The sequence below is a fragment of the Pseudomonas sp. JL3 genome, from assembly GCF_031570575.1.
GTDB lineage: Bacteria > Pseudomonadota > Gammaproteobacteria > Pseudomonadales > Pseudomonadaceae > Aquipseudomonas > Aquipseudomonas cucumis.
Genome location: NZ_JAKWJK010000002.1, coordinates 315,290 through 336,760, shown reverse-complemented (window position 1 = coordinate 336,760; position 21,471 = coordinate 315,290). Strand labels below are relative to the sequence as shown.

At 55.0% G+C, this 21,471-nt stretch carries 20 protein-coding genes; 11 read left to right on the top strand and 9 right to left on the bottom strand.

All coding sequences use genetic code 11. The features are described from left to right. Positions 1-46: 46 nt before the first annotated feature. Complete coding sequence (locus MMG91_RS04810) at positions 47-658, bottom strand: hypothetical protein (protein WP_310658904.1); 612 nt, start codon at positions 656-658, stop codon at positions 47-49. A 954-nt stretch (positions 659-1,612) separates the two neighbouring features. Continuing rightward, positions 1,613-2,908, bottom strand: coding sequence for a cardiolipin synthase (cls, locus tag MMG91_RS04805; RefSeq protein WP_310658903.1), 1,296 nt, complete (start codon positions 2,906-2,908; stop codon positions 1,613-1,615). 315 nt (positions 2,909-3,223) lie between these two features. Between cls and MMG91_RS04800 the strand changes: the two genes are divergently transcribed. Then, positions 3,224-3,523: a hypothetical protein gene (locus MMG91_RS04800; RefSeq protein ID WP_305502372.1), complete on the top strand. Its 300-nt coding sequence runs from the start codon at positions 3,224-3,226 to the stop codon at positions 3,521-3,523. 340 nt (positions 3,524-3,863) lie between these two features. Here the strand turns inward: MMG91_RS04800 and MMG91_RS04795 are convergent, their stop codons facing one another. After that, positions 3,864-4,478 carry an alpha/beta fold hydrolase gene (locus tag MMG91_RS04795; protein WP_305502373.1) on the bottom strand — a complete coding sequence of 205 codons (615 nt, stop codon included), beginning with the start codon at positions 4,476-4,478 and terminating at the stop codon, positions 3,864-3,866. Positions 4,479-4,701: 223 nt separating this feature from the next. Between MMG91_RS04795 and MMG91_RS04790 the strand changes: the two genes are divergently transcribed. Then, a complete protein-coding gene (locus MMG91_RS04790) occupies positions 4,702-5,418 on the top strand; it encodes a class I SAM-dependent methyltransferase (RefSeq protein ID WP_310658902.1) in 717 nt (238 codons plus the stop codon). A gap of 114 nt (positions 5,419-5,532) precedes the next feature. Here MMG91_RS04790 and MMG91_RS04785 read toward each other — a convergent pair whose 3' ends face one another. Beyond that, complete coding sequence (locus tag MMG91_RS04785) at positions 5,533-6,435, bottom strand: LysR family transcriptional regulator (RefSeq protein ID WP_305502376.1); 903 nt, start codon at positions 6,433-6,435, stop codon at positions 5,533-5,535. A 92-nt stretch (positions 6,436-6,527) separates the two neighbouring features. On the opposite strand from MMG91_RS04785, the gene MMG91_RS04780 reads away from it, so the two are divergent. Then, complete coding sequence (locus MMG91_RS04780) at positions 6,528-7,538, top strand: aldo/keto reductase (RefSeq protein ID WP_310658901.1); 1,011 nt, start codon at positions 6,528-6,530, stop codon at positions 7,536-7,538. 54 nt (positions 7,539-7,592) lie between these two features. Here the strand turns inward: MMG91_RS04780 and MMG91_RS04775 are convergent, their stop codons facing one another. The 4 genes from MMG91_RS04775 to MMG91_RS04760 form a co-directional block, all read right to left on the bottom strand. Beyond that, positions 7,593-9,191 (bottom strand): DHA2 family efflux MFS transporter permease subunit, encoded by a 1,599-nt coding sequence (locus MMG91_RS04775; protein ID WP_310658900.1) that lies wholly within the window; start codon positions 9,189-9,191, stop codon positions 7,593-7,595. Further along, on the bottom strand, positions 9,188-10,285 hold the full coding sequence (locus MMG91_RS04770) for an HlyD family secretion protein (protein ID WP_310658899.1): 1,098 nt from the start codon (positions 10,283-10,285) through the stop codon (positions 9,188-9,190). Before MMG91_RS04770 ends, MMG91_RS04775 begins: the two co-directional genes overlap by 4 nt. A gap of 98 nt (positions 10,286-10,383) precedes the next feature. After that, positions 10,384-10,797 carry a cupin domain-containing protein gene (locus tag MMG91_RS04765; protein WP_305426418.1) on the bottom strand — a complete coding sequence of 138 codons (414 nt, stop codon included), beginning with the start codon at positions 10,795-10,797 and terminating at the stop codon, positions 10,384-10,386. Positions 10,798-10,840: 43 nt separating this feature from the next. After that, positions 10,841-11,593 carry an SDR family oxidoreductase gene (locus tag MMG91_RS04760; protein WP_310658898.1) on the bottom strand — a complete coding sequence of 251 codons (753 nt, stop codon included), beginning with the start codon at positions 11,591-11,593 and terminating at the stop codon, positions 10,841-10,843. Between the two features lie 241 nt (positions 11,594-11,834). Here MMG91_RS04760 and MMG91_RS04755 point away from each other — a divergent pair, with 241 nt between their 5' ends. Together MMG91_RS04755 and MMG91_RS04750 are read left to right on the top strand one after the other, a co-directional pair. Then, a complete protein-coding gene (locus MMG91_RS04755) occupies positions 11,835-13,424 on the top strand; it encodes a winged helix-turn-helix domain-containing protein (RefSeq protein ID WP_310659076.1) in 1,590 nt (529 codons plus the stop codon). A gap of 227 nt (positions 13,425-13,651) precedes the next feature. Next, the gene (locus MMG91_RS04750) at positions 13,652-13,978 is read left to right on the top strand and encodes a barstar family protein (protein ID WP_310658897.1); all 327 of its coding nucleotides are present in this window, start codon (positions 13,652-13,654) and stop codon (positions 13,976-13,978) included. A gap of 191 nt (positions 13,979-14,169) precedes the next feature. On the opposite strand, the gene arsN2 is transcribed toward MMG91_RS04750, so the two are convergent. Beyond that, positions 14,170-14,619, bottom strand: coding sequence for an arsenic resistance N-acetyltransferase ArsN2 (arsN2, locus tag MMG91_RS04745; protein ID WP_310658896.1), 450 nt, complete (start codon positions 14,617-14,619; stop codon positions 14,170-14,172). Between the two features lie 529 nt (positions 14,620-15,148). On the opposite strand from arsN2, the gene MMG91_RS04740 reads away from it, so the two are divergent. The 6 genes from MMG91_RS04740 to MMG91_RS04715 all read left to right on the top strand — a co-directional run bounded on the left by MMG91_RS04740 (position 15,149) and on the right by MMG91_RS04715 (position 21,417). Beyond that, the gene (locus MMG91_RS04740; protein ID WP_310658895.1) at positions 15,149-15,541 is read left to right on the top strand and encodes a hypothetical protein; all 393 of its coding nucleotides are present in this window, start codon (positions 15,149-15,151) and stop codon (positions 15,539-15,541) included. Further along, complete coding sequence (locus tag MMG91_RS04735; protein ID WP_310658894.1) at positions 15,541-16,401, top strand: SEC-C metal-binding domain-containing protein; 861 nt, start codon at positions 15,541-15,543, stop codon at positions 16,399-16,401. Before MMG91_RS04740 ends, MMG91_RS04735 begins: the two co-directional genes overlap by 1 nt. 56 nt (positions 16,402-16,457) lie before the next feature. Next, positions 16,458-19,412 (top strand): KAP family NTPase, encoded by a 2,955-nt coding sequence (locus MMG91_RS04730; protein ID WP_310658893.1) that lies wholly within the window; start codon positions 16,458-16,460, stop codon positions 19,410-19,412. 451 nt (positions 19,413-19,863) lie between these two features. After that, positions 19,864-20,106: a DUF4177 domain-containing protein gene (locus MMG91_RS04725; RefSeq protein WP_310658892.1), complete on the top strand. Its 243-nt coding sequence runs from the start codon at positions 19,864-19,866 to the stop codon at positions 20,104-20,106. Further along, entirely contained in the window at positions 20,031-20,309 is a 279-nt protein-coding gene (gene yidD, locus MMG91_RS04720; protein ID WP_310658891.1) for a membrane protein insertion efficiency factor YidD, read from the top strand. Before MMG91_RS04725 ends, yidD begins: the two co-directional genes overlap by 76 nt. Positions 20,310-21,048: 739 nt before the next feature. Next, positions 21,049-21,417, top strand: coding sequence for a DUF6124 family protein (locus MMG91_RS04715; protein ID WP_007902308.1), 369 nt, complete (start codon positions 21,049-21,051; stop codon positions 21,415-21,417). Positions 21,418-21,471: the final 54 nt, after the last annotated feature.

Genomic DNA, 21,471 nt, shown 5'->3' with positions numbered 1-21,471 from the left:
TAGAGCGATTCGGTCGCACGCTTGTCGGAAGCAAGCTATCGCCTGCTCAATCTGGCAATGCCTTAGCAATTGCCGCTTCAAGCATAGGTTTGGCAGTGTCACGCAAGAGCTGGCCGTGAGCGCCTACGACATGTTCGAAATCAAGCCTCAGAAGCCTCTCGAAGTCGGCGCCAAGGCTGCCCCCCTCCGGCGTGACGCGTTTCAGCCAAGGGCCGCCAATAAGTAGCGTCAGCTTAAAACCCATCATTCGAAGCACGCATCTGCTAAGGAAAGTCGTGTAACTCCAGTCGGCCCAATATTGAATGCTATCCGTGGCGATGAGCAGTTTTAGATTCTTCAGCAAAAGACACGCCTCAGGGTATTTGGCCACTTCATACACGAAAAACTGTGCATCAGGCATCGGCGGAGACGCTGCGGCGTTGATCACATGGTTTGCCGTAGGCACCTTGTAAGTCTCCGGTCGAGATTGACACCAGAACTCCGCCTGATATCGGTCAACGTAAAACCGATCGTCTAGACCATGGAAATCTCCTAGACGCAGGACATGGCGAACATTACCTAGTGCATCCAGCTGACTTAGTGCGGCATCGCTCAGGCGCACTGGGTTGATGAGGGTCAATTCATCGCCATTTTTGACAATGACCATGTTTCGGTTCATACGCATTCCAGGGCCGATCCTGATGCTGCCATGAACTAGGTAAACGTTGTGGAAAATAGGAGTGATAGGGTCATGGGGGAACGCGGGTGGGTACACTGACAATTCCTTGTGAAGTTATCCTTACTCGCTGCTTGGCGCATCCTTATCAACCCAAGCGTGACGACCGTACCTTACCTTGGGACGCCCTACGCATCCATAGCTGACCCTGCCAGCAATGTTCAGGTCCTATCTAGACCGTTGCGCGGTGAGGTTCGGGGCTACTGCACCTCATCGCAGATTCTGCTCAGTACAGGTAGGCGTCTTCACCTGACGGTTACTCATACTCATAAATGGAGCGAATCACAATCGGACTGGATTGGTGAGCGCTACGTCCCGAATAGGGCGATTCCAAGCGATGGGTGAGAGTAGGAATACTACGATAAGGAAAGCTACCTGGGACAGGTAGAACGGCTCCAGCCACTGTTGCTTCAATGCGACGTAAAAAGTGTTATGGGCTACGTCGACCAAAATAATCGCTACCGTAAGCACGATTCCGGCTCTTGGTTTGATGAAAAGTAGCAGTGCTGCAAGCGGGTCAAAAAACGTAAGCGCCCCCCAGAAAATACGGCTGGCCAAGTAAGTGTTAGGCCCGTATCCGTAGTCCCAGAACAATCCATACGAAACGTCTGCACGGATGTGATTAGCGGTTGCGATGAAAAGGCCGCATGCGAACAAAATTCTGACGGCGAATGACAATCTTGGCATAGCGTTATCTACATTCGTGAAATACGCCCTGCATGATAGCGGGATCAACCAACGACGCTAGCAGTTGCAAACTGGGAAGGTGTGATCGCTGAACGCTTACGTCCAGGGCGGCATTGCGAGTTTTCAAAGCTTGCGCTGCTTCTTGGGGTTGAGTTAGCGACATACCAATCAGGGGGCAGAACAGTGCATCTCAGCGACACGTCACTCAACTCATAGCCAGTATTCCCAGAGTCGCGCCATCTGCTCCTTGGCTCTCACACCGAGCGAGCGGCGCTGCCACTTTTCCAGCTTGATTTCGTTCGATTTGGCCAGATCAGCCAGGAATGCCGCCTGCATTTTTTTTCCAAACCCGGTGCCCAGCACAACAACGTTGACTTCATCATTGTGCAGGAAGCTGCGCCAGTCGAGGTTGGTGGAGCCGACACTCGACCACACGCCATCGATTACTGCTGTCTTGACGTGGAGTAGCGCGTCACGTCGCTCGTAAAGCTTGACGTTGGCCTTCAACAGCTCGCTGTAGTAGGCGCGACCAGCATGGAGCACTAGCCACGAATCGGTGCTGCTGGGTAGTACCAGCTTGACGTCGACTCCACGTGCTGCTGCCTCCTTGAGTGCCGCCAGCAACTGCGGGTCGGGAACAAAGTAGGCGTTAGTCAGCCATATCTCAGACTGCGCGCTACGTAGCGCCGAAATCAGCGTGGCATAGATCAGGCTGAACGGCTCATCTGGCGAGCTGCCGATGGCGCGCACCACCTCGGTGCCTTTGCGCTCAGGTGGCGGAAAGTAGTGGCGAGCCGCGAGTGGTTCACCTTTCTGGGCCGTCCAGGTTCCGATGAACAGCTTCTGCAGGTCTGCAACCACGGGCCCCTCGATGCGCAAGTCGGTATCGCGCCAAGGCAAATCACCCGTTGGGCGAGTCTTCGAGTGAGCGCTGAACGAGCCCCCCGAATAGACGCTGCTGATGTTGATCCCGCCGAGAAAGGCAATACGGCCGTCCACTATCAATAGCTTTCGGTGGTCGCGCTGGTTCACGTCCCAGCCCGCTTTGGCCGTCATCGGATTGACTGGGTTGTACTCCAGCACCTTGATGCCCGCTTCGGTCAATCGAGAGAAAAACGCTGAGGGTGTTCCAAGGGTTCCGACGCTGTCACGGATCAGATTGACCTGTACGCCTTTCTGTTGCTGAGCGATCAGTGCGGCGGCGAAGCGCTGGCCGACTTCATCATCGTCAAGGATGTAGGTCTCCATGTTGATGTGGTCGCGCGCAGCTTCCACTGCTTTGATCATCGACTGGTAGGTGGCGGGGCCGTCCTGCAGCAAGTCGACCTTGTTTCCTTCCGTTAGCGGGCTGCCGACGATGGATTCTTCGATGGCGAGGTGCACATCGAAGATGTTGGTCTCTGCGCCGGTGGACTTGAGTCGGTCGAGAATGGCCTTGCTGCGCTCGGCTGACAAAGGTCCGTGTATCCCGTCGAGTTGCACTGGCGCAGAGGGCGCGCGAGCCATGTCGGGCACTATCCTCGGCAATGTACTGCAGGAAACCACAAATGCCAGGAGCACAGCCACGCACAGCGCCAGAGGAATACATACCCCCTTACATGTGGCTAGAAGATTCATTAGACCCCTCTTGGTGAGGACGGTGATAGCGAGTCGCGACGCCATCACTTGTTTTGACCACTGTGTAAGGGCCGGGTTCGTCGTCAGAGGGTGCTTTTGGCCGATTACTGCCTGTCGCGACGGGCAGAAAACGACCCATAGCTGTCGTTCATTTGTGTCTATAAAATCCAGGGACCATTCGGCGAATAGTAGCGGGAGTAAAAGGTGCTTTCAGACAGCTTGCGGAATGTGAACCAGCAAATCGAAAAAACTATCGCTGCAATTCGAGACAAATGCATCGCGTCTGATGAAGTCGTCGTAGCTGATTACTTAAAGCGGTACGAGGCAAGCTTGGCGCTAATCGGTACTGGCTCAAAACAAAAGCTGGAGGCGAGCTTGAAGGGGCTCTTGAACTGCACGCGAGGCTACCTGGAAACCACCAGTCATTATGATCAGGAATTTCTCGGTGAAATGTGTGAGACGGAACGACTGATCAAGCAGCTGCTGAAGGACAAACTGCTGTGAGTTGGTGAAAAAGCCTGACATCTACCAAAAAAATATCTTCCAAAGTACGGGCTTATTGGCGGGGACGACCGTCCGCTTCTGGCCGTTTTCTGCCTGTCAAAGTCGGCAGAAAACGCCCCGTAGCAGGTGGTCAACGAGGTGCGAAATCACATGTCATAGACTCAATGTTGGTTCGTACACTTTTAGCTACGCTTAATTCTTTTCATCTCTACGCGATTTGCGCTGAGTATCCGGCGAGGTTAGGAGCGATATGCTTCCGGTTGTCTGTCCGCTATCCGAGATGTCTTGAAACGCACGGGGCCGCACAATCAGTCCTACGCGATGGCAACAAGTGTTCCACTCACCAGCAGGCCAGATGTCTCTCGATCAACCTCGCCACCTCGGCTGCGTGAGTAAAGCCAAGACTGTGATCGGCGCCAGGGAAAACGTGTAGTTCCGCGCGGGGTAACAGTTGAGCAAGGCGCTGGCCGACGCGAACAGGGCTGATCAGATCAGAATCTCCCCAGAGGAGCAGGACTGGCATGCGCAACTCGACCAACCGGAGCGTGAGGTCGGTGCGGTCGTCGAGAAACCACCTCGGCAGTGTCGGGTTGGCGGCAGCAAAATCCAGGCGCCAGTCATGCGCGTCCAGAGCAGACATATCCACCCCGCCAGAGGTGACGGTCAGCGTCAGGTGCGTGATCAGCTCAGGGCGTTCAAGCGCTGCAAGCACAGCGACTATACCGCCCATGGACTGCGCCACCAGCGCTGTGGGCCGGTCGATCTCGGCCAGCACGCGAGTCACCAGATCATCCATGCCGGTCACGCCAGGCAAGGGCGGAGTGTCTCCAAAGCCGGGCCAGCCGATATGGACCTGCTGCGCCGGGTGGGCCAGGCGCTCAGCAACCGGATACCAGAACCGGGTGTTACCTGAGGCTCCGGGCAGGAAAAGGAGTTTGGCGGGGGATGCGATCACAGGTTCGGTCCTTGAAGGTGGGATTGAAAGAGTCAGCAGGAGGGCAAAATGGAGGCCGTGCTTTCGCCCCGAAACTGACTGTCGCTACAAAGCGGAATTAGTCTGAATAGGCGAGAGATTGTTTGAACCGTACATTCCTTATGGGAATGCAGTATATAAAATTAATGAATTTTTATTATGACTGTGTGTGGCGTAGCGTGATGTGAGGACATGGAGAACCGCCTTGAATTCATCCCCTCTCAACGCTGCTGAAAAATTTGATACCTCTCGAGCCAATGAGTACGGACGACAGAGCCGTATCGCACTAGCCGGATATGACGCCTGCCACGACCTGACTGCATGCATGCTGGCGGCAAGCCTCGGCAATTCAAGCTCGACAAAAATACTGGTGGTTGGCGCTGGCGGTACTGCACAGGAAATTATTGCTATGGCCAAACTTGAGCCGCGTTGGCGCTTCACTGCTGTTGACCCATCCGGGCCGATGCTGGAGGCAGCGAAGCAGCAGTTAGAGGCAAACAATTTGCTTGAAAGGACGGCCATGCATCTTGGGCATGTTGAAGACCTGGCTGCAGACGCCTCATATGACGCAGCCACTTTGATCGGGGTACTCCATCATCTCGATGGCGATGATACCAAGCGGGAAATTTTACGATCCATTCGAGCTCATCTAAAGCCGGGGGCGCCGTTGATTGTCGCGGGGAATCAATATGCTTATGCCAGTCAGCCGTTACTGCTTGCTGCCTGGGGGCAACGGTGGCGGCAGCATGGAGCCAACTCGGATGAAGTGAAGGCCAAGCTTGGGAAAATCCTTCAAGGCGCCGACCCACCACATTCCGAGGCGGCGGTTCAAAAACTTTTGCATGACGCCGGATTCGGAGGCGCTACTCGTTTCTTCAGCAGCCTGTTCTGGAGTGCCTGGTTGACGTGTAAAACGGGTTGAATCTGGAAGCGGGTGGCTGCTTCTGGCCGATTGCTGTTCGACCCGAAGGGCTGCTTTCGACTGTGGATTCACCCCGGAGCAGTCATCGAAACCGCCGGTCGCGATGGTTCTGAATCAGGTTCGCAAGTCACCCGCTCTGATGAATTCGATCAGCGCGTTCAAGGCCGGTGGCACATGGCGCCGACTGGGGTAATAAAGAAAGAATCGGCTTGGCGGTGCTTTCCATTCCTGAAGTATTTCTCTGAGATGCCCGTTGCGGATTTCGTCGCGCGCCAGCTCCTCGTAGACATAGGCAATCCCAGCGCCATCTTTCGCCGCCTGGATCATCAGCGCATCGTCTTCCAGAATGAGCGGGCCTGTGACGGATAACCGTATCGGTTGACCGCCTGCCTGATACTCCCAGGCGTAAAGTTTGCCACTGGGAAAACGCCTGGCAATGCACGCATGCTCGAGCAAGTCGCGGGGGGCGTGCGCGATCCCCTTTTCGGCCAGATAGGCATCCGAAGCAACGGTCACGAACGATTGAGGGGCGCCGACAGGGACTGCGATCATGTCGCCGGCCAGGCTTTCACCAAAGCGGACTCCAGCGTCAAATCCGCCGTTCACGATATCGGTCAATCCATCGTCGGTGATCAGGTCCAACTGAATACGTGGATACCTGGCCACGAAGGGCGCGAGCACTTTCGCAAACACGATACGAGCCGCCGGGCGCGCCACGTTGAGGCGGAGTTTGCCAGCGGGCACTTCCTGCATCGAGGTCAAGTGCGCCAATACGTCGGCAACCTGGTGCAGGGTCGGGACCAGCGTCGCCAATAGCTGTTGGCCGGCCTCGGTCGGGGTCACGCTACGAGTGGTTCGGTTCAGCAACCTGATGCCCAGGCGTGCCTCCAACGCTCGCATCGCGTGACTCAACGCGGAAGCCGAAACGCCACGCTCGTCGGCGGCCTTGCGGAAGCTGCGATGGCGAGCAACGGCGGCAAAGGCATCGAGTTCAGAGAGATCGGGGTGATTACTCATGAATTTCGTTCAGTAGTTCAAATACGATTACCCATCTTATCGTCATCAGATCTCTCCCGGATACTTCTCACATCATTTGTGGAGAGGTCGTTATGCAAAAGAATCGTCTTGGATCATCGGATTTTCTGATTTCGCCTATTGGCCTGGGGACGTGGGCAATCGCTGGCACAGGTTGGGAATACAGTTGGGGAGCGCAGGATGACAAAGACAGCCTGGGCGCACTTGAGTATGCCGTCGAACGCGGCGTGAACTGGATTGATACTGCTGCGGTTTATGGCTTGGGCCATGCGGAGCAATTAGTGGGGCAATTGCTGCGTCGGGTGCCGGTCTCGCGGCGTCCTTTGGTGTTCACCAAAGGCAGCCTGGTCTGGGACCCGGTCACGAAGCAGATTTCGCACTCCCTGGCCCCCCAATCCTTGCTCGCCGAGATCGACGCAAGCTTGCGCAGGCTCCAAGTCGAGACTATCGATCTGTATCAGATCCACTGGCCTGCCTTTCCTGCCGACGCAAGCAGTGAAGGTATTGAAATGGCGCTTTCGGCATTGGCAGCCGCGCGCGCTCAAGGAAAAATTCGCGCTATCGGCGTATCGAATTTCGATGTCGCTCAACTCAAGCGGGCGCAGGCGGTGACAGAGATCGTTTCGCTCCAGCCGCCGTACTCCGCCTTGATGCGGGACATCGAGAATGACGTCCTGCCATTCTGTGAGCAGGCCGGGTTGGGTGTCCTTGCCTATTCCACACTTCAATCGGGGCTACTGTCCGGCAGCATGACGCGCGAACGCATCTCGCAACTACCCGAAGACGATTGGCGCAAGGCCCGAAGTGCTGATTTCCAGGAGCCCCGTTTGAGTGCGAACCTGACATTGGTTGACGTTATGGCACGCATTGGAGAAAGGCACGGGGTGAGTGCTGCGGCGGTCGCTATCGCCTGGGTACTTCGCCAACCGGTAGTGACGGGCGCCATTGTCGGAGCCCGCCGCCCAGCACAAGTCGACGGGCTGATAGCAGCCTCGGCGTTGCGCCTTAGCGCTGCGGAAATCGACGAAATTCGACCGTTCCTGCCGTCGGGCATGGGAACAAATGTTCCTGGTGCCGCCGCCTGACACCCCGGGTGGTCCGAGTGCTCTCCTCCCTCGCCATCGCTGGCAGGTGCTGTCTCACGCAACAGCTCGCGAAGCGCGCACTTTCTCGTATCGCGCGAATCCGATCTTGATGCCGACCAGAATGGGGGCAGCGATTACAAAAAGCAGGGCCACTGCAATGAACGCTGTGTCGAAGGCAATCACCGTGGACTGACTTGTTACTAACCGGCCCAGAAGGCTCGTCGCTGCTCGGCCAGCGGCCACTGCATCCATTCCTTTCGCGCTCAGCATGGCTGTCGTGGTCGTCATTCGTTCGATGACCGCGGCCCCGCCCGGCGTGACGTTGGCGCCGAGGACCACGGCATTGGTGACGACGTTATGGTCGATCAGGGTCTGTAGCCCTGCGACGCCGATAAGGCCACCTAACTGGCGACCCGTATTGAAAAGGCCTATTCCACTGGCGAGGTTTCGGCTGTTGAGGTGGCTGAAGGCGATCAGCGTGATCGATAGAAACAGGAAGCCAAGCCCCAGACCGCGCAACAGGATAGCCGCCATCATGTCGTCCGCGCCGCTTTCGCTGGTCGAACCGGACAGCATCCACATCGCAGCCATAATCATCAGGATTCCAAAGGGCACGGTGGCGAATGGCGCAACGCGGCGGGCCTGCATGAGCCAGGCCGATATGAGAAGCGCACCGACAAAAAACGCGCCACTGGGCAACAGCAGCTGACCGGCATCGGTAGGCGTGAACCCGAGGACCGATAGAGCGAACGCCGGAATCAGGTACGCGCTGCCGAACAAGGCGGCGCCGGCGACAAAACTGACGATAAAGGCGAAGGAAAAATCGCTCGATTTGAACAGGGTGAAATCGAACAGCCCCTGCCCTTTGGCCAACACTTGTTGGCCGAGAAATGCCAGCAGAGCGGCGGTGCCGATCACGGTTAGCCAGAGGATGCGAGGCTCCTCGAACCAGTCCCATCGGCTGCCCTGGCTGAGAACGTAGGTCAAACAGAACAAGGTGGCGGAGATCAGCGAGAAGCCGATCCAGTCAAACGGCCGGTGCCGGACTTTGGCGGGCGGCATTGGGCCGTCTGCGATCAGCACCAGTCCGCTAGCCACCAAGGCAATCGGCACAACGCTGAAGAAGATCCATGTCCAGGACTGGCTATCGATCAACCACCCTTGAAGCGCCGGGGCGAGCGTCGCGGGCGCGACAACGGCACCCATGGCAAACAGAGCCTGGAGGATTGGCTGAAGGGACCGCGGATAAGCGCGAAAGATGATCGCCTGCCCCCCGACCAGCAGGGTGCCACCGGCGAAGCCCTGAATAACTCGAAGTGCAATCAACAGATCCAGCCGAGCGGTGATGGCGGCAATGCCGCACGCCAGGCCCATGACCAGGGTTGAGCTGATCATCACATGACGCGAATTAAAACGCTTCAGCAGCCAAGGCGCGGTCATGAACCCGATCAACTTGAACGCGATGTAGCCGACATCCAACCAAGCAAACTCATCTGGCGTTGCGTAGGTGTCGCCGATGATGTCGCTGCGTCCGAGCGCCAGAACGGTGCTGGCGATCGCTTCCGTCAGCGTGGCAAGCACGATGCCCGCCATGAGCAGGACACCGGTCGTAACGCTGGCGTTGCTGCGCGTGGCGCTGGCAACCGTGTTCATGAGCCCTCCCCTTGCGCAACCTCGACCCGCGCGGACAGGCCAGGGACGATACGGCCCGGCAACGGGTTATGGGCAAGTCGGATTTTTACCGGAACCCGCTGCACGACACGCACAAAGTTTCCTGTCGCGTTGTCTGTGGGCAGCAAGCTGAACGCCGACCCGCTACCCGGTGCAAAGCTGTCGACCACGCCTTCAAGTGCCCCGCCGGGATAGCCGTCGACCGTGATGCGCACGCGCTGACCGGGGCGGATATGTTCGAGCTGGGTTTCCTTGAAGTTCGCCACGACCCACACATCATTGACCGGCACGATATCGAGCAACGAAACACCCGGCGTAACGAACCGGCCGACGCGGACCTGACGGTTACCGATAACGCCATCAACAGGCGCGTGTACCACGGTGCTGTCGAGATCGATCTGGGCCAGATCGCGCGCGGCCTGCGCCTGCGCCACAGCAGCAACGGCAGCTTCTCGCTGGGCCACAAGGACGGCGATGCGTTGCTGTTGAGCCTCGACCGTTGCCGAAGCGGCCGATACCGTCGCCTCGGCTCTGGAGCGTGCCGTGCCGGTTTCATCGACGAGGGCCTGGCTGACCGCGTTGCTGACGATAAGTTTTTGGCTGCGGTCATGGGTCTTGGTCGCCAGATTCATCTCGGCGGAGGCCGAGCGTCGCTGGGCTTCGGCCTGTCGAATCAGGGCACGCTGAAGCTGGGTTTCGGCATCGACGTGGGTCAGGCGAGCCTGGGCAGCGGCGACATTGGCAACCGCCTGCGCAAGCCGTGCGCGATAGTCCCGATCGTCAATCCGGAACAGGACGTCACCCGCCCGGACGGTCTGGTTGTCCTCGACCTCTACCGCCGTGACATAGCCCGCAACCTTGGCGGCGAGCGAGGTGAGGTCGCCGCGCACATAAGCGTTATCGGTGGAGGTCGAACCGCTCGAAAACGCCATGGCCCATCCGCCAGCCAAGACCACCACGGCACCGATGCACAGCAGGATGCCGATCATCTTTCTCTTGCTTTGCCGCGCCACCACGACAGGAGTCTCGACGCTTGCGCCGGTGGCAATGGCGGCCTTGTCCTGAAGCGAGTTCATGTTCTTGTTTCCTGTTCAATGCCAAGGATCCGCAACAGCCACAGGACGGCAGTAACCTGCCGCCCGGCTGTCGAGCGTCGATGAGCGCGTTGATCGGCTCACTTTTTGATGGGTGTGACGAGCTCCTTTTCGTTGCTGTCGAGGACGAACACGGCCAGCAGGCGTGCGGGTTTCGTGTCGCTGGCGTTGGCGCTGACCTCGTGCACGGAGCCCGGCTCCTCTACGAAGTTTTCGCCGACGTTGTAGATCTTTTCCGGCTCGCCTTTGACTTTGATGCGAAACGAGCCCTCCAGGACCGTTGCATAAATGAAGGCCGTTTTCGGATGGGTGTGGGACGGCGACGCGGCGCCCGGCCCGTATTCGACCAGCACGCCCTTCATGCTCTTGCCGGGGAGGTTGGGAATGGGACGGTCGAATACGACCGAGACCTTGCCTGCGGGCGGCTCGGCGGCCGACGCTGCGCTGATCGACAGCGCTGCGAAGGCAGCGGCCAAGAGATATCGGGTAAACATGGCAATGCTCCTTGGTGTGTAGGTGGTGTGAGCGCGCGGCCCGTTACCGAGCCGTCGACTGACTGAGCCAACCCTCGAAGCGGATCACGCCCAGGCGCGGGTTCTTGCCGGGGGTCAGCGATTGATCGTCGAGCACCGAACCGAAGTAGCGCGCGTGCACATCCGGCACGACCTTGCGCGTGTCCTGAGTGGCCCGCAGGAAGCGTCTGACCAGTTCGTCGAGCGGCATGGCCTCGGGACCGGCGACTTCGACCGTGCCATTGACCGGCGCTGCCAGCGTGACATCGGTGAGCGCCGCTACCACGTCGTCGGACGCCATTGGCTGGATCAGTGCCGGCGATACGCAAACTTCCTCGCCGACGGTGGCCGCCTGCGCAATGCCGCCGACAAACTCGAAGAACTGTGTGGCACGCAGAATGGTGTAAGGAATGCCGGACGCCTTGATCAGGTTTTCCTGCGCGACTTTGGCCCGGAAATAGCCATTCTCGGGCAGCCGTTCACTGCCAACGATCGACAGGGCAACGTGATGGCGAACCCCAGCGGCCGCCTCGGCAGCCAGCAGGTTACGGCTCGACGTTTCGAAGAACTCGAGAACGGCCTGGTCTTCCCACGAAGGCGCGTTCGCCACGTCGACGACGATATCGGCGCCATCCATCGCTTGGGCCAGGCCCTCGCGGGTGATGCTATTTACGCCCGTGCTGGGGGCGGCTGCGAGCGCGTCATGGCCGCGCTCGCGGAGGTTCTGCACAAGTTTCGATCCGATGAGGCCGGTGCCTCCAATGACGACGATCTTCATGGTTTCTCTCCACTTTTCGACTGCAACCATTGCCGTCGATGTAGATTGAGAGTGCCAGCGCGCGTCAGGGACGTCCTTGTACCGGCCTTGAGTTTGCCTTCAAGGAAGCTTGGTTTTTCGTCCAGAAAAACAGCTATTCGACGGGTATCCCTTGCCGCGGGCGCTGCCGTATTATCGATACCACTTACCCATCGCCAGCTCGGACACGGAGTCGGGGGCGCTCGACCAGGGGATCCTCACCTTGCCATTCGTGTTTGAAGACTACGTGCTCGATCAAGAGCGCCGGGAACTGACCTTGCGCGGACAAGTCGTGGCTGTCGGGCCGCAGGTCTTTGACCTATTGCTGCAACTCGTCAGCAACCGCGATCGCGTCGTCAGCAAGGACGACCTGCTCAACGCCGTGTGGAGCGGTCGGATCGTCTCGGAATCGACCATCACCAGCCACATCAACGCGGTGCGCAAGGCCATCGGCGATACCGGCGAGGAGCAGCGCCTGGTGCGCACGGTCCCCCGTAAGGGTTACCGCTTCGTCGGCGAGATCAAGGTGGATGAGGTCGGGGAACCACGACAGCCCGACATCGAAGAACCCACGCCCGAGGACCTGAAGCAAACGCCTGCGCCCACGCTCGTCCTGCCGGACAAACCCTCCATTACGGTCCTGCCCTTCCAGAACCTGAGCGGCGATCCAGAGCAGGAGTATTTCGCCGACGGCATGGTGGAGGACATCATCGCCGCCCTGTCGCGAATCCGCTGGCTGTTCGTCATCGCGCGCAATTCAAGCTTTACCTACAAGGGTCGGGACGTGGACGTCCAGGGCGTCGGCCAGACGCTCGGCGTGCGCTACGTGCTGGAAGGTAGCGTGCGCAAGTCCGGGAACAAGATACGCATCACCGGGCAGCTGATCGACGCGACGACCGGAACGCATATCTGGGCGGAGCGCTTCGAAGGCATGCTCCACGACATCTTCGAGCTGCAGGATCAAATAGCCGAAAGCGTCGTCGGCGCCATAGCACCGCAGCTGGAACGGGCAGAAATCGAGCGCGCCAAGCGCAAACCAACGGAAAGCCTGGACGCATACGACTATTACCTGCGCGGCATGGCCAAACTGCACAACGGCACCCGCGAAGCCATCGAGCAAGCGCTGCCGTTGTTCTACAAGGCCATCGAGCTCGATCCGGAAATTGCATCGGCCTATGGCATGGCAGCCTGGTGCCACTTCTGGCGCAAGTTGAATGGCTGGATGACCGATCGGCCTCGAGAAATCGCCGAGGGCGCACGACTAGCGCGTTTGGCGGTGGAGCTCGGCCGGGATGATGCGGTGGCGCTGACGCGAGGCGGACATGCACTTGCCCACCTCGCCGGCGATGTCGATGGCGGCATTGCCCTGCTCGACCGGGCACGCCTGCTCAACCCCAACCTCGCCCCCGCCTGGTTCCTGGGCGGAATCCTGCGCGCACTGCGCGGCGAAGCAGACGCCGCCATCAAGGATTTGACCCATGCCGTTCGCTTGAGTCCGCTGGATCCGGAAATGTTCAGGATGCAGGTCGGGATGGCGCTCGCACACTTCTTCGCCGGGCGCTTCGATCCCGCTTCTGACTGGGCGGAAAAGGCGCTGAGGAACCTGCCCTGCCTCCTGGCATCGGTTGCCCTGATCGCGGCCAGTCATGCGCTCAGCGGACGCATGGACAAAGCGAAGCAGGCGATGCAGCGTTTGCATGAACTGGATCCGTCTTTGCGTGTTTCTAATCTGAAGGACTGGTTGCCGATCCAGCGTCCTGAGGATTTTAAGCGGTTTGCTGATGGGTTGCGGTTGGCTGGGTTGCCGGAGTGAGTGTGGTTCGGTGATGTGGGGTTGGTTGCTAAGACCTGCCAGCCGCGAAGGACTGTTACCTCCCCAAGCTGCCTCTCGCGACAGGCAGTAATCGGCCAGAAGCGGCCACTGCAACGTCGTTTGTAGCGGATTGAGCCCTGGATTGCGCAAATATGCAGTCAGCAATTGACTTCACCTTGCGAGACCTCCATATCTGATTTTCCAACGTGGCGAAGGTTAATCTGACAATGGTGCAAGTGGATGCAAACCTGATTACTGACTGGCGAACATTCCACAGTGTTTTCGCAGAAAAATTCGGCTTTCCTAGCTTCTACGGCCGCAATATGGACGCCTGGGTTGATTGTCTTTCATACCTCGATGACCCCAGCGCAGAAATGTCGTCTATCCACGTCCAAAGCGGACAAACGCTTTCATTGGTCATCGACAATGCCCAGAGCTTCAAGCGCCGCTGTCCTGAACAATTTGAAGCGCTTGTGGAATGTGCAGCTTTTGTGAACTGGCGAATCGTCGTTGCTGGCGGCACCCCGCTCCTGGCACTTGCTTTCAATGTTTAAATGCTCGCCCACATCAATCGACAGGAGTGTTATCAACGACTGCGATGGGGCGAAGGTTGACCGTCAGGACAGGCGGCTATCGGCCAATAGCTGATCTCCTTACAGGGTTGAAAGCTACTCGGCATGAGTAGCATTTTCGGTCAATAAACGCTCCGCAGACACGGATTCCGTCCATTGGCGCGAACCGACAACTACTCCGTAACAACCGCAGCACCTAACGACTTTCGTAGATAGGTTGCCGATGCAGGACACAAATGCTTGAACTGGACGGTTTGACTGATAGCGACCGGCGCTTCACCCCTATCGAAAATTTCATACCCGTTGGCTGTAAAAAATCCAGTCGCGCTTTGAGTTAACAAATGCAACCGAAGCACCCCCTGGAAGGCAGCATATCGTTCCAGCTCTGACAGCACAGCTTTGCCAAGCCCTTTCCCCCGATGCGAATCACTAACGACTAGTGAGCGAAGCAGCATGTCTTGACCAGAACCCTCCAGTCCTCCGTACGCGATCCATTTTCCGTCCATCTCAAAACGGAAAAACTGCCTACCCGGTTCGCTTAAATCATCAAAGGGCAATGCGGCTTGACTCAGAGCCTCACGGAGCTGACTCAATCCGTTCGCCTCGATTTTAAACATCTGCATTATCAGTCCTTCTATAGCTCCCAAAGCACTCAACGCTAGCAGACTTAGCCGTTTTGGCCTTGTCGCCGGCCGACACGGTATTGGGCCCTTTGGGGTCGATTTCTGCCAGGCACGACAGGCAGAAATCGGCCAGAAGCGGTCGATCGTCGGGCATCATTTTCCCCCCAAAAGAGGCCTGTGATTGGGTGATTCGGCGACTCCAGTGCAGCACCGGATGACACCCCCAGCTTACCGGTTACGGCTCCATCCGAGTCGCCTATCCAAGGAGGCACAACTCCACAGCTGATGATTTTCGCGGATATCAGCTTTCGTTGGGCACGATTTCACAAATCCTCTGTACGTAGTAGCATTTTGCATTCATGAAGGGGCGCAAGGATTCGATGCCCGTGATAAGTGAGACTGGTTTGAAGCAAGGAATATGACCCACAGCTCTTATCGAGAACTACGATCACATCCAAATCAAGTGCTTAATTTCCGCCTAATAAATGGAGAAATTCCAGCGTGATTAATCCAAAGATGGAGTCTGCATATGAAAATTGAATTTATGACCGATCGGGGTTACGAAGGGGCCCTTGCCGTTGAGGCAGGCCCTTTCAAAAAGTGGCTCAAGATGAACCACCCTGAGATTGAGGTAGTAACGCCACAGGATGCGACGATATTTGATCTCCACGACTACTCATACATCATGCCCTTGGTTAGCCTAGCCAGCGATATGTCCTTGCAAAACTATCTCGCGCTTGTAGTCCAATATTTAGAAGCCTACACCAGTAGTCGCTTGGAGGGCGAGTCTGATGAAGTCCAGCTCAGCGCTTTCTATCAAGATGGGTCTGTAACAAAGGAATTCAACTTCAAGGGAACCACAGACGCATTGAAGGCCAGCATAAAAAAGTTTGACCTTAATAAGTTCATGGAATCCCCTTAATGTACGGGTTAAATCTTCTTGTTGCCGAGCTACCCAGTACCCAAAAGACTACTGTAGATATCCTAATACACATATCTACCAGAAATTATGATGATGCGCTGAAGTTAGTGGGCGAGGCGCAGACTGAAATCAACGGATATAAAACCAGCACAACCGAAGATTCGGCGAAAAATAACTGTTTCATTTATTACGTATTCTTCGAGCTACTTAAAAGCCTAGCTTCGTACTGGAAGTGTGTCGAGGCAGAAAAGTATTACGATTCTTGGTGCAGACTTCAGGACGCTTTCGACTGCCTGCGTCAACTAAAGCGATTTTATAAAGAAGAGAACACCTCCCTCCAGTTCATAACTCGACAACTACTCTCTGTAGAGAAAGTTTATCCTTACAAATATTTCTCAAGCTGCGGATTTATTGTTAGGCAATTTGAGTGCAGTCTCTGCTCTCAGAATATTGATAGTGATAACTGTCCGCATGTTAAAGGTCAGTTATATTCCGGGGAAATGGCAATCGCCATCGCTCGAAACATAAAAAGTATTGACCATCTAGCGATTGTTACCAACCCCAAAAACAAACGTCTGGTCTTAGCACCAGACGACTCTAGGCAGGAATTCAACCTACTCCGATTATTAATTCTAGAGTTCAATGCCAAAAAATGCTGCCCATTGAGTTTCGCGCAAGTCCACCTCATTGAGAAAATTCGCATCGATCCAGACCACCAAAGAGCCCCACGAAACTCGCCATGTTATTGCGGAAGCGGCAAAAAATACAAAAAATGCTGCATAAAGTCAGAGCAAATTCCTCATCTCCATATGGATATCTCTCTTGCGGCTTTGCTTGAAAGCCGAGCACCCCAGTTTTAACTGGACAAAAATCTACCGCAGCGCTATATCTGCAAAACGATACACTAGGAGTAAAAATGGCCAAGGCGAAGCCAGAGATGAAGATGCCAGAACTTATGGTGTTTCTTCGAACATTAGCAGTTGGATTTCTGCTAGCAGAAGTCTGGAGGGTATCAACCTATCTAGGTAATAACTTTGCCCCGAAATTGATCAATGTAAATTTCTACGCTACAGCCTCATTCATCTCCTGCATAGCGTTGATTTGCTTTCTATATATATTAAAGCGAGGAGGATTATCACATGCTGCTCGCATAGTTCGCAGCGGTAGAGTTGATCTACTTTTTGCAACCATAGTCGGCGCATGTGCTAACGAACTCCTTTCTTTGAAGCTTGAAGTATTCCACAAGGCCATCCAAGGTGCAGATCCTTACTGGACACCAGCGGTTCTAGCGCTGCTCTGCACAATATTAATATCACCACTAGTTCAAGCCTATTTTGCCGATACACAAAAAGACTCTTCCCAGCTATATTTTTTAGCAGACGATGAAATACAGCAGAACAATGAAGATGCATTAGGCTCTGAGTCTCAAGCTGAATCATTCGCGAAGACCGTGATGGCAAGTAATGCGCATCCAGGTCTAGTGTTTGGCATTGATGGGCCCTGGGGCGTAGGTAAAACGAGCTTCATAAACCTGGCAGCCCGTCACTGGGAAAAACATTCTAATGAAGTAATTGTTTGCCGCTTCGAACCACTTCGCTTTGCTTCTGAGCCAGATCTTACGGATAGGCTAATCAAGGAACTATCGGCAACCATTCAGCGAGAAGCCTATGCTCCTGAATTCAGGCCAGCTGCTACGCGGTATTCACGCCTGATAAAAGGCAAAGCAGATATATCCTTCTTGGGATTCAAGCTTGCTGTCGAACCCTCACAAGAAACCCTTGATGAGCTTTTAGATGATATTGATACTGTGCTTCGAAGAATAGGTCGACGCGTTATTATCGTCATTGATGATCTTGACCGCCTAGATGCAAAAACCGCCAACTCTGTTTTGTTCGCAACCCGCAGAACATTCAAATTATCACAGGCGACCTTCATACTTTGCTACGACACTGAAATTCTAGCAGGAGTACAGGAGGAAACTTCGCGCGCCCGTGAGTTCCTAGAAAAGTTTGTCACTGTGAAGCTCAGCTTATTTATCGACAGCACTTCCATACGGAATTTCCTGACAAGGGATTGGCGTAATGAAGAGCAGAAACTTGCATCGGTGCCTTCTGACACAATGGTACAGCTTGGTGCTGTGCTCAGCGAGCTAGCGAATATTCTTGAGGGAGATAACGCTGCTAGCTATCTACCTTTTGTTGGAAATCTTCGGAAGGTAAAACGTTTCGTGAACGCCCTGCTTATTCTACAGATGGAGCGCAGCGACCTATCACGTACAGACTTCAACAAGGTCGACCTCATTAATCTTATATTGCTACATTTATTCTACCCAGGTACCTTCCGGCTAATTTATGCAGAAGAGACAGAGGGTAGATCCGGCCGCTACTCATTGAAGAGAAATACTGAATCAGACTACTTCATGAACTCACCAGAGTTCTCGGGCCAATTAGAAAAGGAGCCAGCTCAAGCTTTCCTGCTACGTCAGCTCTTCGACGCAAAAACTCTAGAGCTCCCGGCACGCGCCGACATAGAGCAATCAGTACGAGCCAGTCGCGCATGCTTTAACCATGAAGAATCTCGCAATCTAGAAAACTACCTCAAGCTCATTGTAAGATTTGCCACCCCTGAGCCCCAGGATACCTTCGCGCTGTATCAAAAAGCTGTCACCGCAGTTATGAATGGTGAAAAAATCGCCACTATCCTATCATCAAACAACTTCAATCTAGCTGTTCATGAACGAGCCCATGATCAGTTCTGGAGACTGCTCGTCAATAGTTCCTCCAACTTAAACGATATTGCAGCCGAAGATGCCATTAACACCTTGGTTGAATACCTCCCCCGATATGCATCTATCGGCCGGTTTGACGGGAGCCTACGGCATAGATCTATCTACGCACTCTTGAGGCTTTTAGATCGAGCTGGCTGGAGTGGAAAGGGTGGCAATCGCCTCGAAAACTCTAATGAAAATGTGAGAGAGATAGCTCGACGAATTTTTGGCGAGGAAGAGTACAAGAACAAAGGTCTACTCGACCGGCTTGCAAACGATAACCGAGGTGCGTTGGGCTGGAATGACCTAATGCTATTTAGGCTTCAATGCTCGGCAGATCGCCAAGGCCAACTGTATAATCTTCATAGAGCACTCATAGTGTTTGATCACCCGGACGCAGAAACCTCAGGAGCGGTGGGAGGATTGGCAATCATGGGCATGAGAAGAATCTCCCAAATAATCTTTGCCAAATTTAAAGCCGACTACATTGATAGGAAAGTTAATTTTTACGCTGCAGTTGATGCGATTCCAGTGGAAAATTTTGACACCACGGGACTTTTGCTCATTCATAAAAATGATCCGAAATTAAAAAATGTAATTGTCAGCAACATACTCGCCAGCCGCTCAGGCGTAAAAAGCTTTGTGATATACCAGCTATGCAATAGCAAAGGAGCGGATGGCTCTGGAGTCGGTTGTGGTTACTACAATGAATTAGGTGTTGAGGACAATCACGGCATATCAAGACTAATTGATAATTACGTATTCGGTTTTTGCTTCAACCCTAAGGTTGATGAAGATAACGCCTATCACTTCCTTGACTATTGCCTCTCCAACCTCAGTAACTCGTATTTCGAGGTAACGCCAGGTGATGGCTTCGTGGCCGCCAGAAACGGTTTAATCGGCTGCTTCGACATTGAGAGCTTTGCCCAGTATTGGAGAGAGCATGGGGCTTTTGTCCGTGCAAAAGCTGAAGAAATGTCCAACCGGAAGGTGGTGACGTCAAACTATGTCGCTTCCTATACCGACGATTTGAATGGAGTATTCAAAGTCCTTGACGGTATCGTCGATGAGAGAGAGATCCAGCATAGCAGGACTAACAACTAGCACAGCTACTCGGCCTCGGCGGAATAGAACCAGCGGTCATTTGACCTGGCCGCTGTAGTCTGCATTTTTCCAACGCCTGAACCTATCCCCAACCTACCTTTAGCCGGAGCGGCTAGAGGATGTGGTCAGACGGCTGCTTCTGGCCCAGAGTGTGTAAAAACGCTGAGCCAAAATTGAAGTCTGCGCTCCTATGCCAAATCTGAAATTTATCGGCTGGTTGGAGACCTGAATTTTGCGTAGAAAACGCGATTTTCAGTTCTACTTTGGACACCAATCGCGCTGAAAAATGTTTTTTTTACACACTTTGGTCCGGAAGGCGCCCAGGCGAAAGCTTGCTTTTCTGGCCGATCCGGGAGCGTGCGATTCAGGTTGTTCATCCGGCACGGAACCAGATATAAAGCGAATGCGCTTTGTATTCAGGGGAATGCAAGCATTCATAGGGTGATCACGGATGTACATCTACAAAATGGTTCAAGTACCGCCAAACATTGAAGTTCGTGCGAAGGAGCACCGGGGGAACGAGGCCGCTGTTTATCTACAAAATGTCGTTAACAGTCATGCTGAGGATGGGTGGGAGTTCTATCGGATTGACACGATTGGCGTTTCAGTCAAACCGGGATGCTTCGACGCGTTAATGGGGAAGAAAAACGTGCTGAACCACTATTACGTGATTTCTTTGCGCAAGCCCCGATGATCAAGGTTTGCGCTCTCTCAGCAATTCGCTGGTATCAGCGAGTTGCTCCCGCTCGATTGCGAGATGCATGCCGATTTGAGCCTTCCTGTTCAAACTATGCGATACAAGCCATCGAAAGGTATGGCGTTCTAAACGGCTGCCGCATGGCTGTGGGACGCATCTGCAGGTGTCGGTACCCGAACGGCGGGAAAGATCTTCCCTGAACAAGTCTCGAACTGGTGAGCCCCGACGCCTTAACTGTTCAGCTGTTCTTGCCATGATCCTGACGGGCTGCTTTTGGGCCGTTTTCTGCCCTTCGCGATGGGCATAAATCGGCCAGTAGCAGTCGTTCCCTCGCGTTAGGGTTGATACAGCGTCAGGCGGTCGCCGGTATCTTGTCTCCCGTCACCGCCGCAGTGACCGAGCGGAGCAGCCCGTGGCACAGGGTACCCTCGGCCACATTCTCCTACCGAATCCTCGATTCAAAAAACCACGCCACCGTGCGCGCCCTGCATGACTTTAAGCGGGCGACAGATGCGGCCGCGCCGCAACACAACCCTAAAAATGTCAGACACTTCCTCTTTTTTTGAAAGTGCTTACACGTTTAACGATGCGTGTTTAAAGACACCCGCTGTTACGTCCTAACGGCTACAACGCCTTGCGTCGTTGCCTACGCGTGCGCCAGAATCCGCTGGCTTGTGCGGCTGTGGGGCGGGCTATATCGTTTCCCTGTCACTGAAAAACAGTGATCGGGTTTGGTAGCCCGCTTCGAAACAGTCGCATTGCGACACCTATGCAGTCTCTTCTTTTGGGACTCGACTTTATATGGTGGGCATGCGTGGGGCTCCTTCGTGAGCGCCGGGTTTCCCGTTTCGACCGGTCTACCAACCCACGTATGGCCGCCACTCTTCGTTTGGTAGCGAGGGTGATGGCTCCCCAATATTCGAAACCGGAGTTCCATCTATGTTCAAAGTTACACCTAACCCACCGGAACCGGACACCGATCCGGCATCCCCGTACGAATCCCTCGACTCGAAAAAATTCCACGAAGCCGCCGAGCGCGCCCTCAATTTCTACCTCAACCCGGCAGCGGTCATGAACAACACCCCACGCAAACCCAGCACCATGTACATGGTTGCGCCGGATGTCGGCCACGAAGCCTTGCTGGTTCAAACGTGTGAGAACCTGGCCTCGGCCAGTGTCATGGCCAGTGACATTGCTGCATTGGTGGAGGGCACCCACCGCAATACCCTGCTGGCGCTTCAGCAGGTCATCATGCTGGCGGAACTGGCGGTGAATCGAATGTTGGATAACTTCGTTCCACCTAAGTAATCACTCAGCCCTTTACCGAGAGGCTTGCCCCTCGGTAAAGGGCTTTGATAGTTA

What these genes read in the sequence shown, in the direction of transcription:
- MMG91_RS04715 (WP_007902308.1), top strand. Translation starts at nt 21,049, where the DNA reads ATGTTCAAAGTTACACCTAACCCACCGGAACCGGACACCGATCCGGCA.
- arsN2 (WP_310658896.1), bottom strand. Translation starts at nt 14,619, where the DNA reads ATGCAGATGTTTAAAATCGAGGCGAACGGATTGAGTCAGCTCCGTGAG.
- MMG91_RS04760 (WP_310658898.1), bottom strand. Translation starts at nt 11,593, where the DNA reads ATGAAGATCGTCGTCATTGGAGGCACCGGCCTCATCGGATCGAAACTT.
- cls (WP_310658903.1), bottom strand. Translation starts at nt 2,908, where the DNA reads ATGGCTCGCGCGCCCTCTGCGCCAGTGCAACTCGACGGGATACACGGA.
- MMG91_RS04735 (WP_310658894.1), top strand. Translation starts at nt 15,541, where the DNA reads ATGTACGGGTTAAATCTTCTTGTTGCCGAGCTACCCAGTACCCAAAAG.
- MMG91_RS04740 (WP_310658895.1), top strand. Translation starts at nt 15,149, where the DNA reads ATGAAAATTGAATTTATGACCGATCGGGGTTACGAAGGGGCCCTTGCC.
- MMG91_RS04775 (WP_310658900.1), bottom strand. Translation starts at nt 9,191, where the DNA reads ATGAACACGGTTGCCAGCGCCACGCGCAGCAACGCCAGCGTTACGACC.
- MMG91_RS04730 (WP_310658893.1), top strand. Translation starts at nt 16,458, where the DNA reads ATGGCCAAGGCGAAGCCAGAGATGAAGATGCCAGAACTTATGGTGTTT.
- MMG91_RS04810 (WP_310658904.1), bottom strand. Translation starts at nt 658, where the DNA reads ATGAACCGAAACATGGTCATTGTCAAAAATGGCGATGAATTGACCCTC.
- MMG91_RS04785 (WP_305502376.1), bottom strand. Translation starts at nt 6,435, where the DNA reads ATGAGTAATCACCCCGATCTCTCTGAACTCGATGCCTTTGCCGCCGTT.
- MMG91_RS04765 (WP_305426418.1), bottom strand. Translation starts at nt 10,797, where the DNA reads ATGTTTACCCGATATCTCTTGGCCGCTGCCTTCGCAGCGCTGTCGATC.
- MMG91_RS04725 (WP_310658892.1), top strand. Translation starts at nt 19,864, where the DNA reads ATGTACATCTACAAAATGGTTCAAGTACCGCCAAACATTGAAGTTCGT.
- MMG91_RS04750 (WP_310658897.1), top strand. Translation starts at nt 13,652, where the DNA reads ATGGTGCAAGTGGATGCAAACCTGATTACTGACTGGCGAACATTCCAC.
- MMG91_RS04780 (WP_310658901.1), top strand. Translation starts at nt 6,528, where the DNA reads ATGCAAAAGAATCGTCTTGGATCATCGGATTTTCTGATTTCGCCTATT.
- yidD (WP_310658891.1), top strand. Translation starts at nt 20,031, where the DNA reads ATGCTTCGACGCGTTAATGGGGAAGAAAAACGTGCTGAACCACTATTA.
- MMG91_RS04770 (WP_310658899.1), bottom strand. Translation starts at nt 10,285, where the DNA reads ATGAACTCGCTTCAGGACAAGGCCGCCATTGCCACCGGCGCAAGCGTC.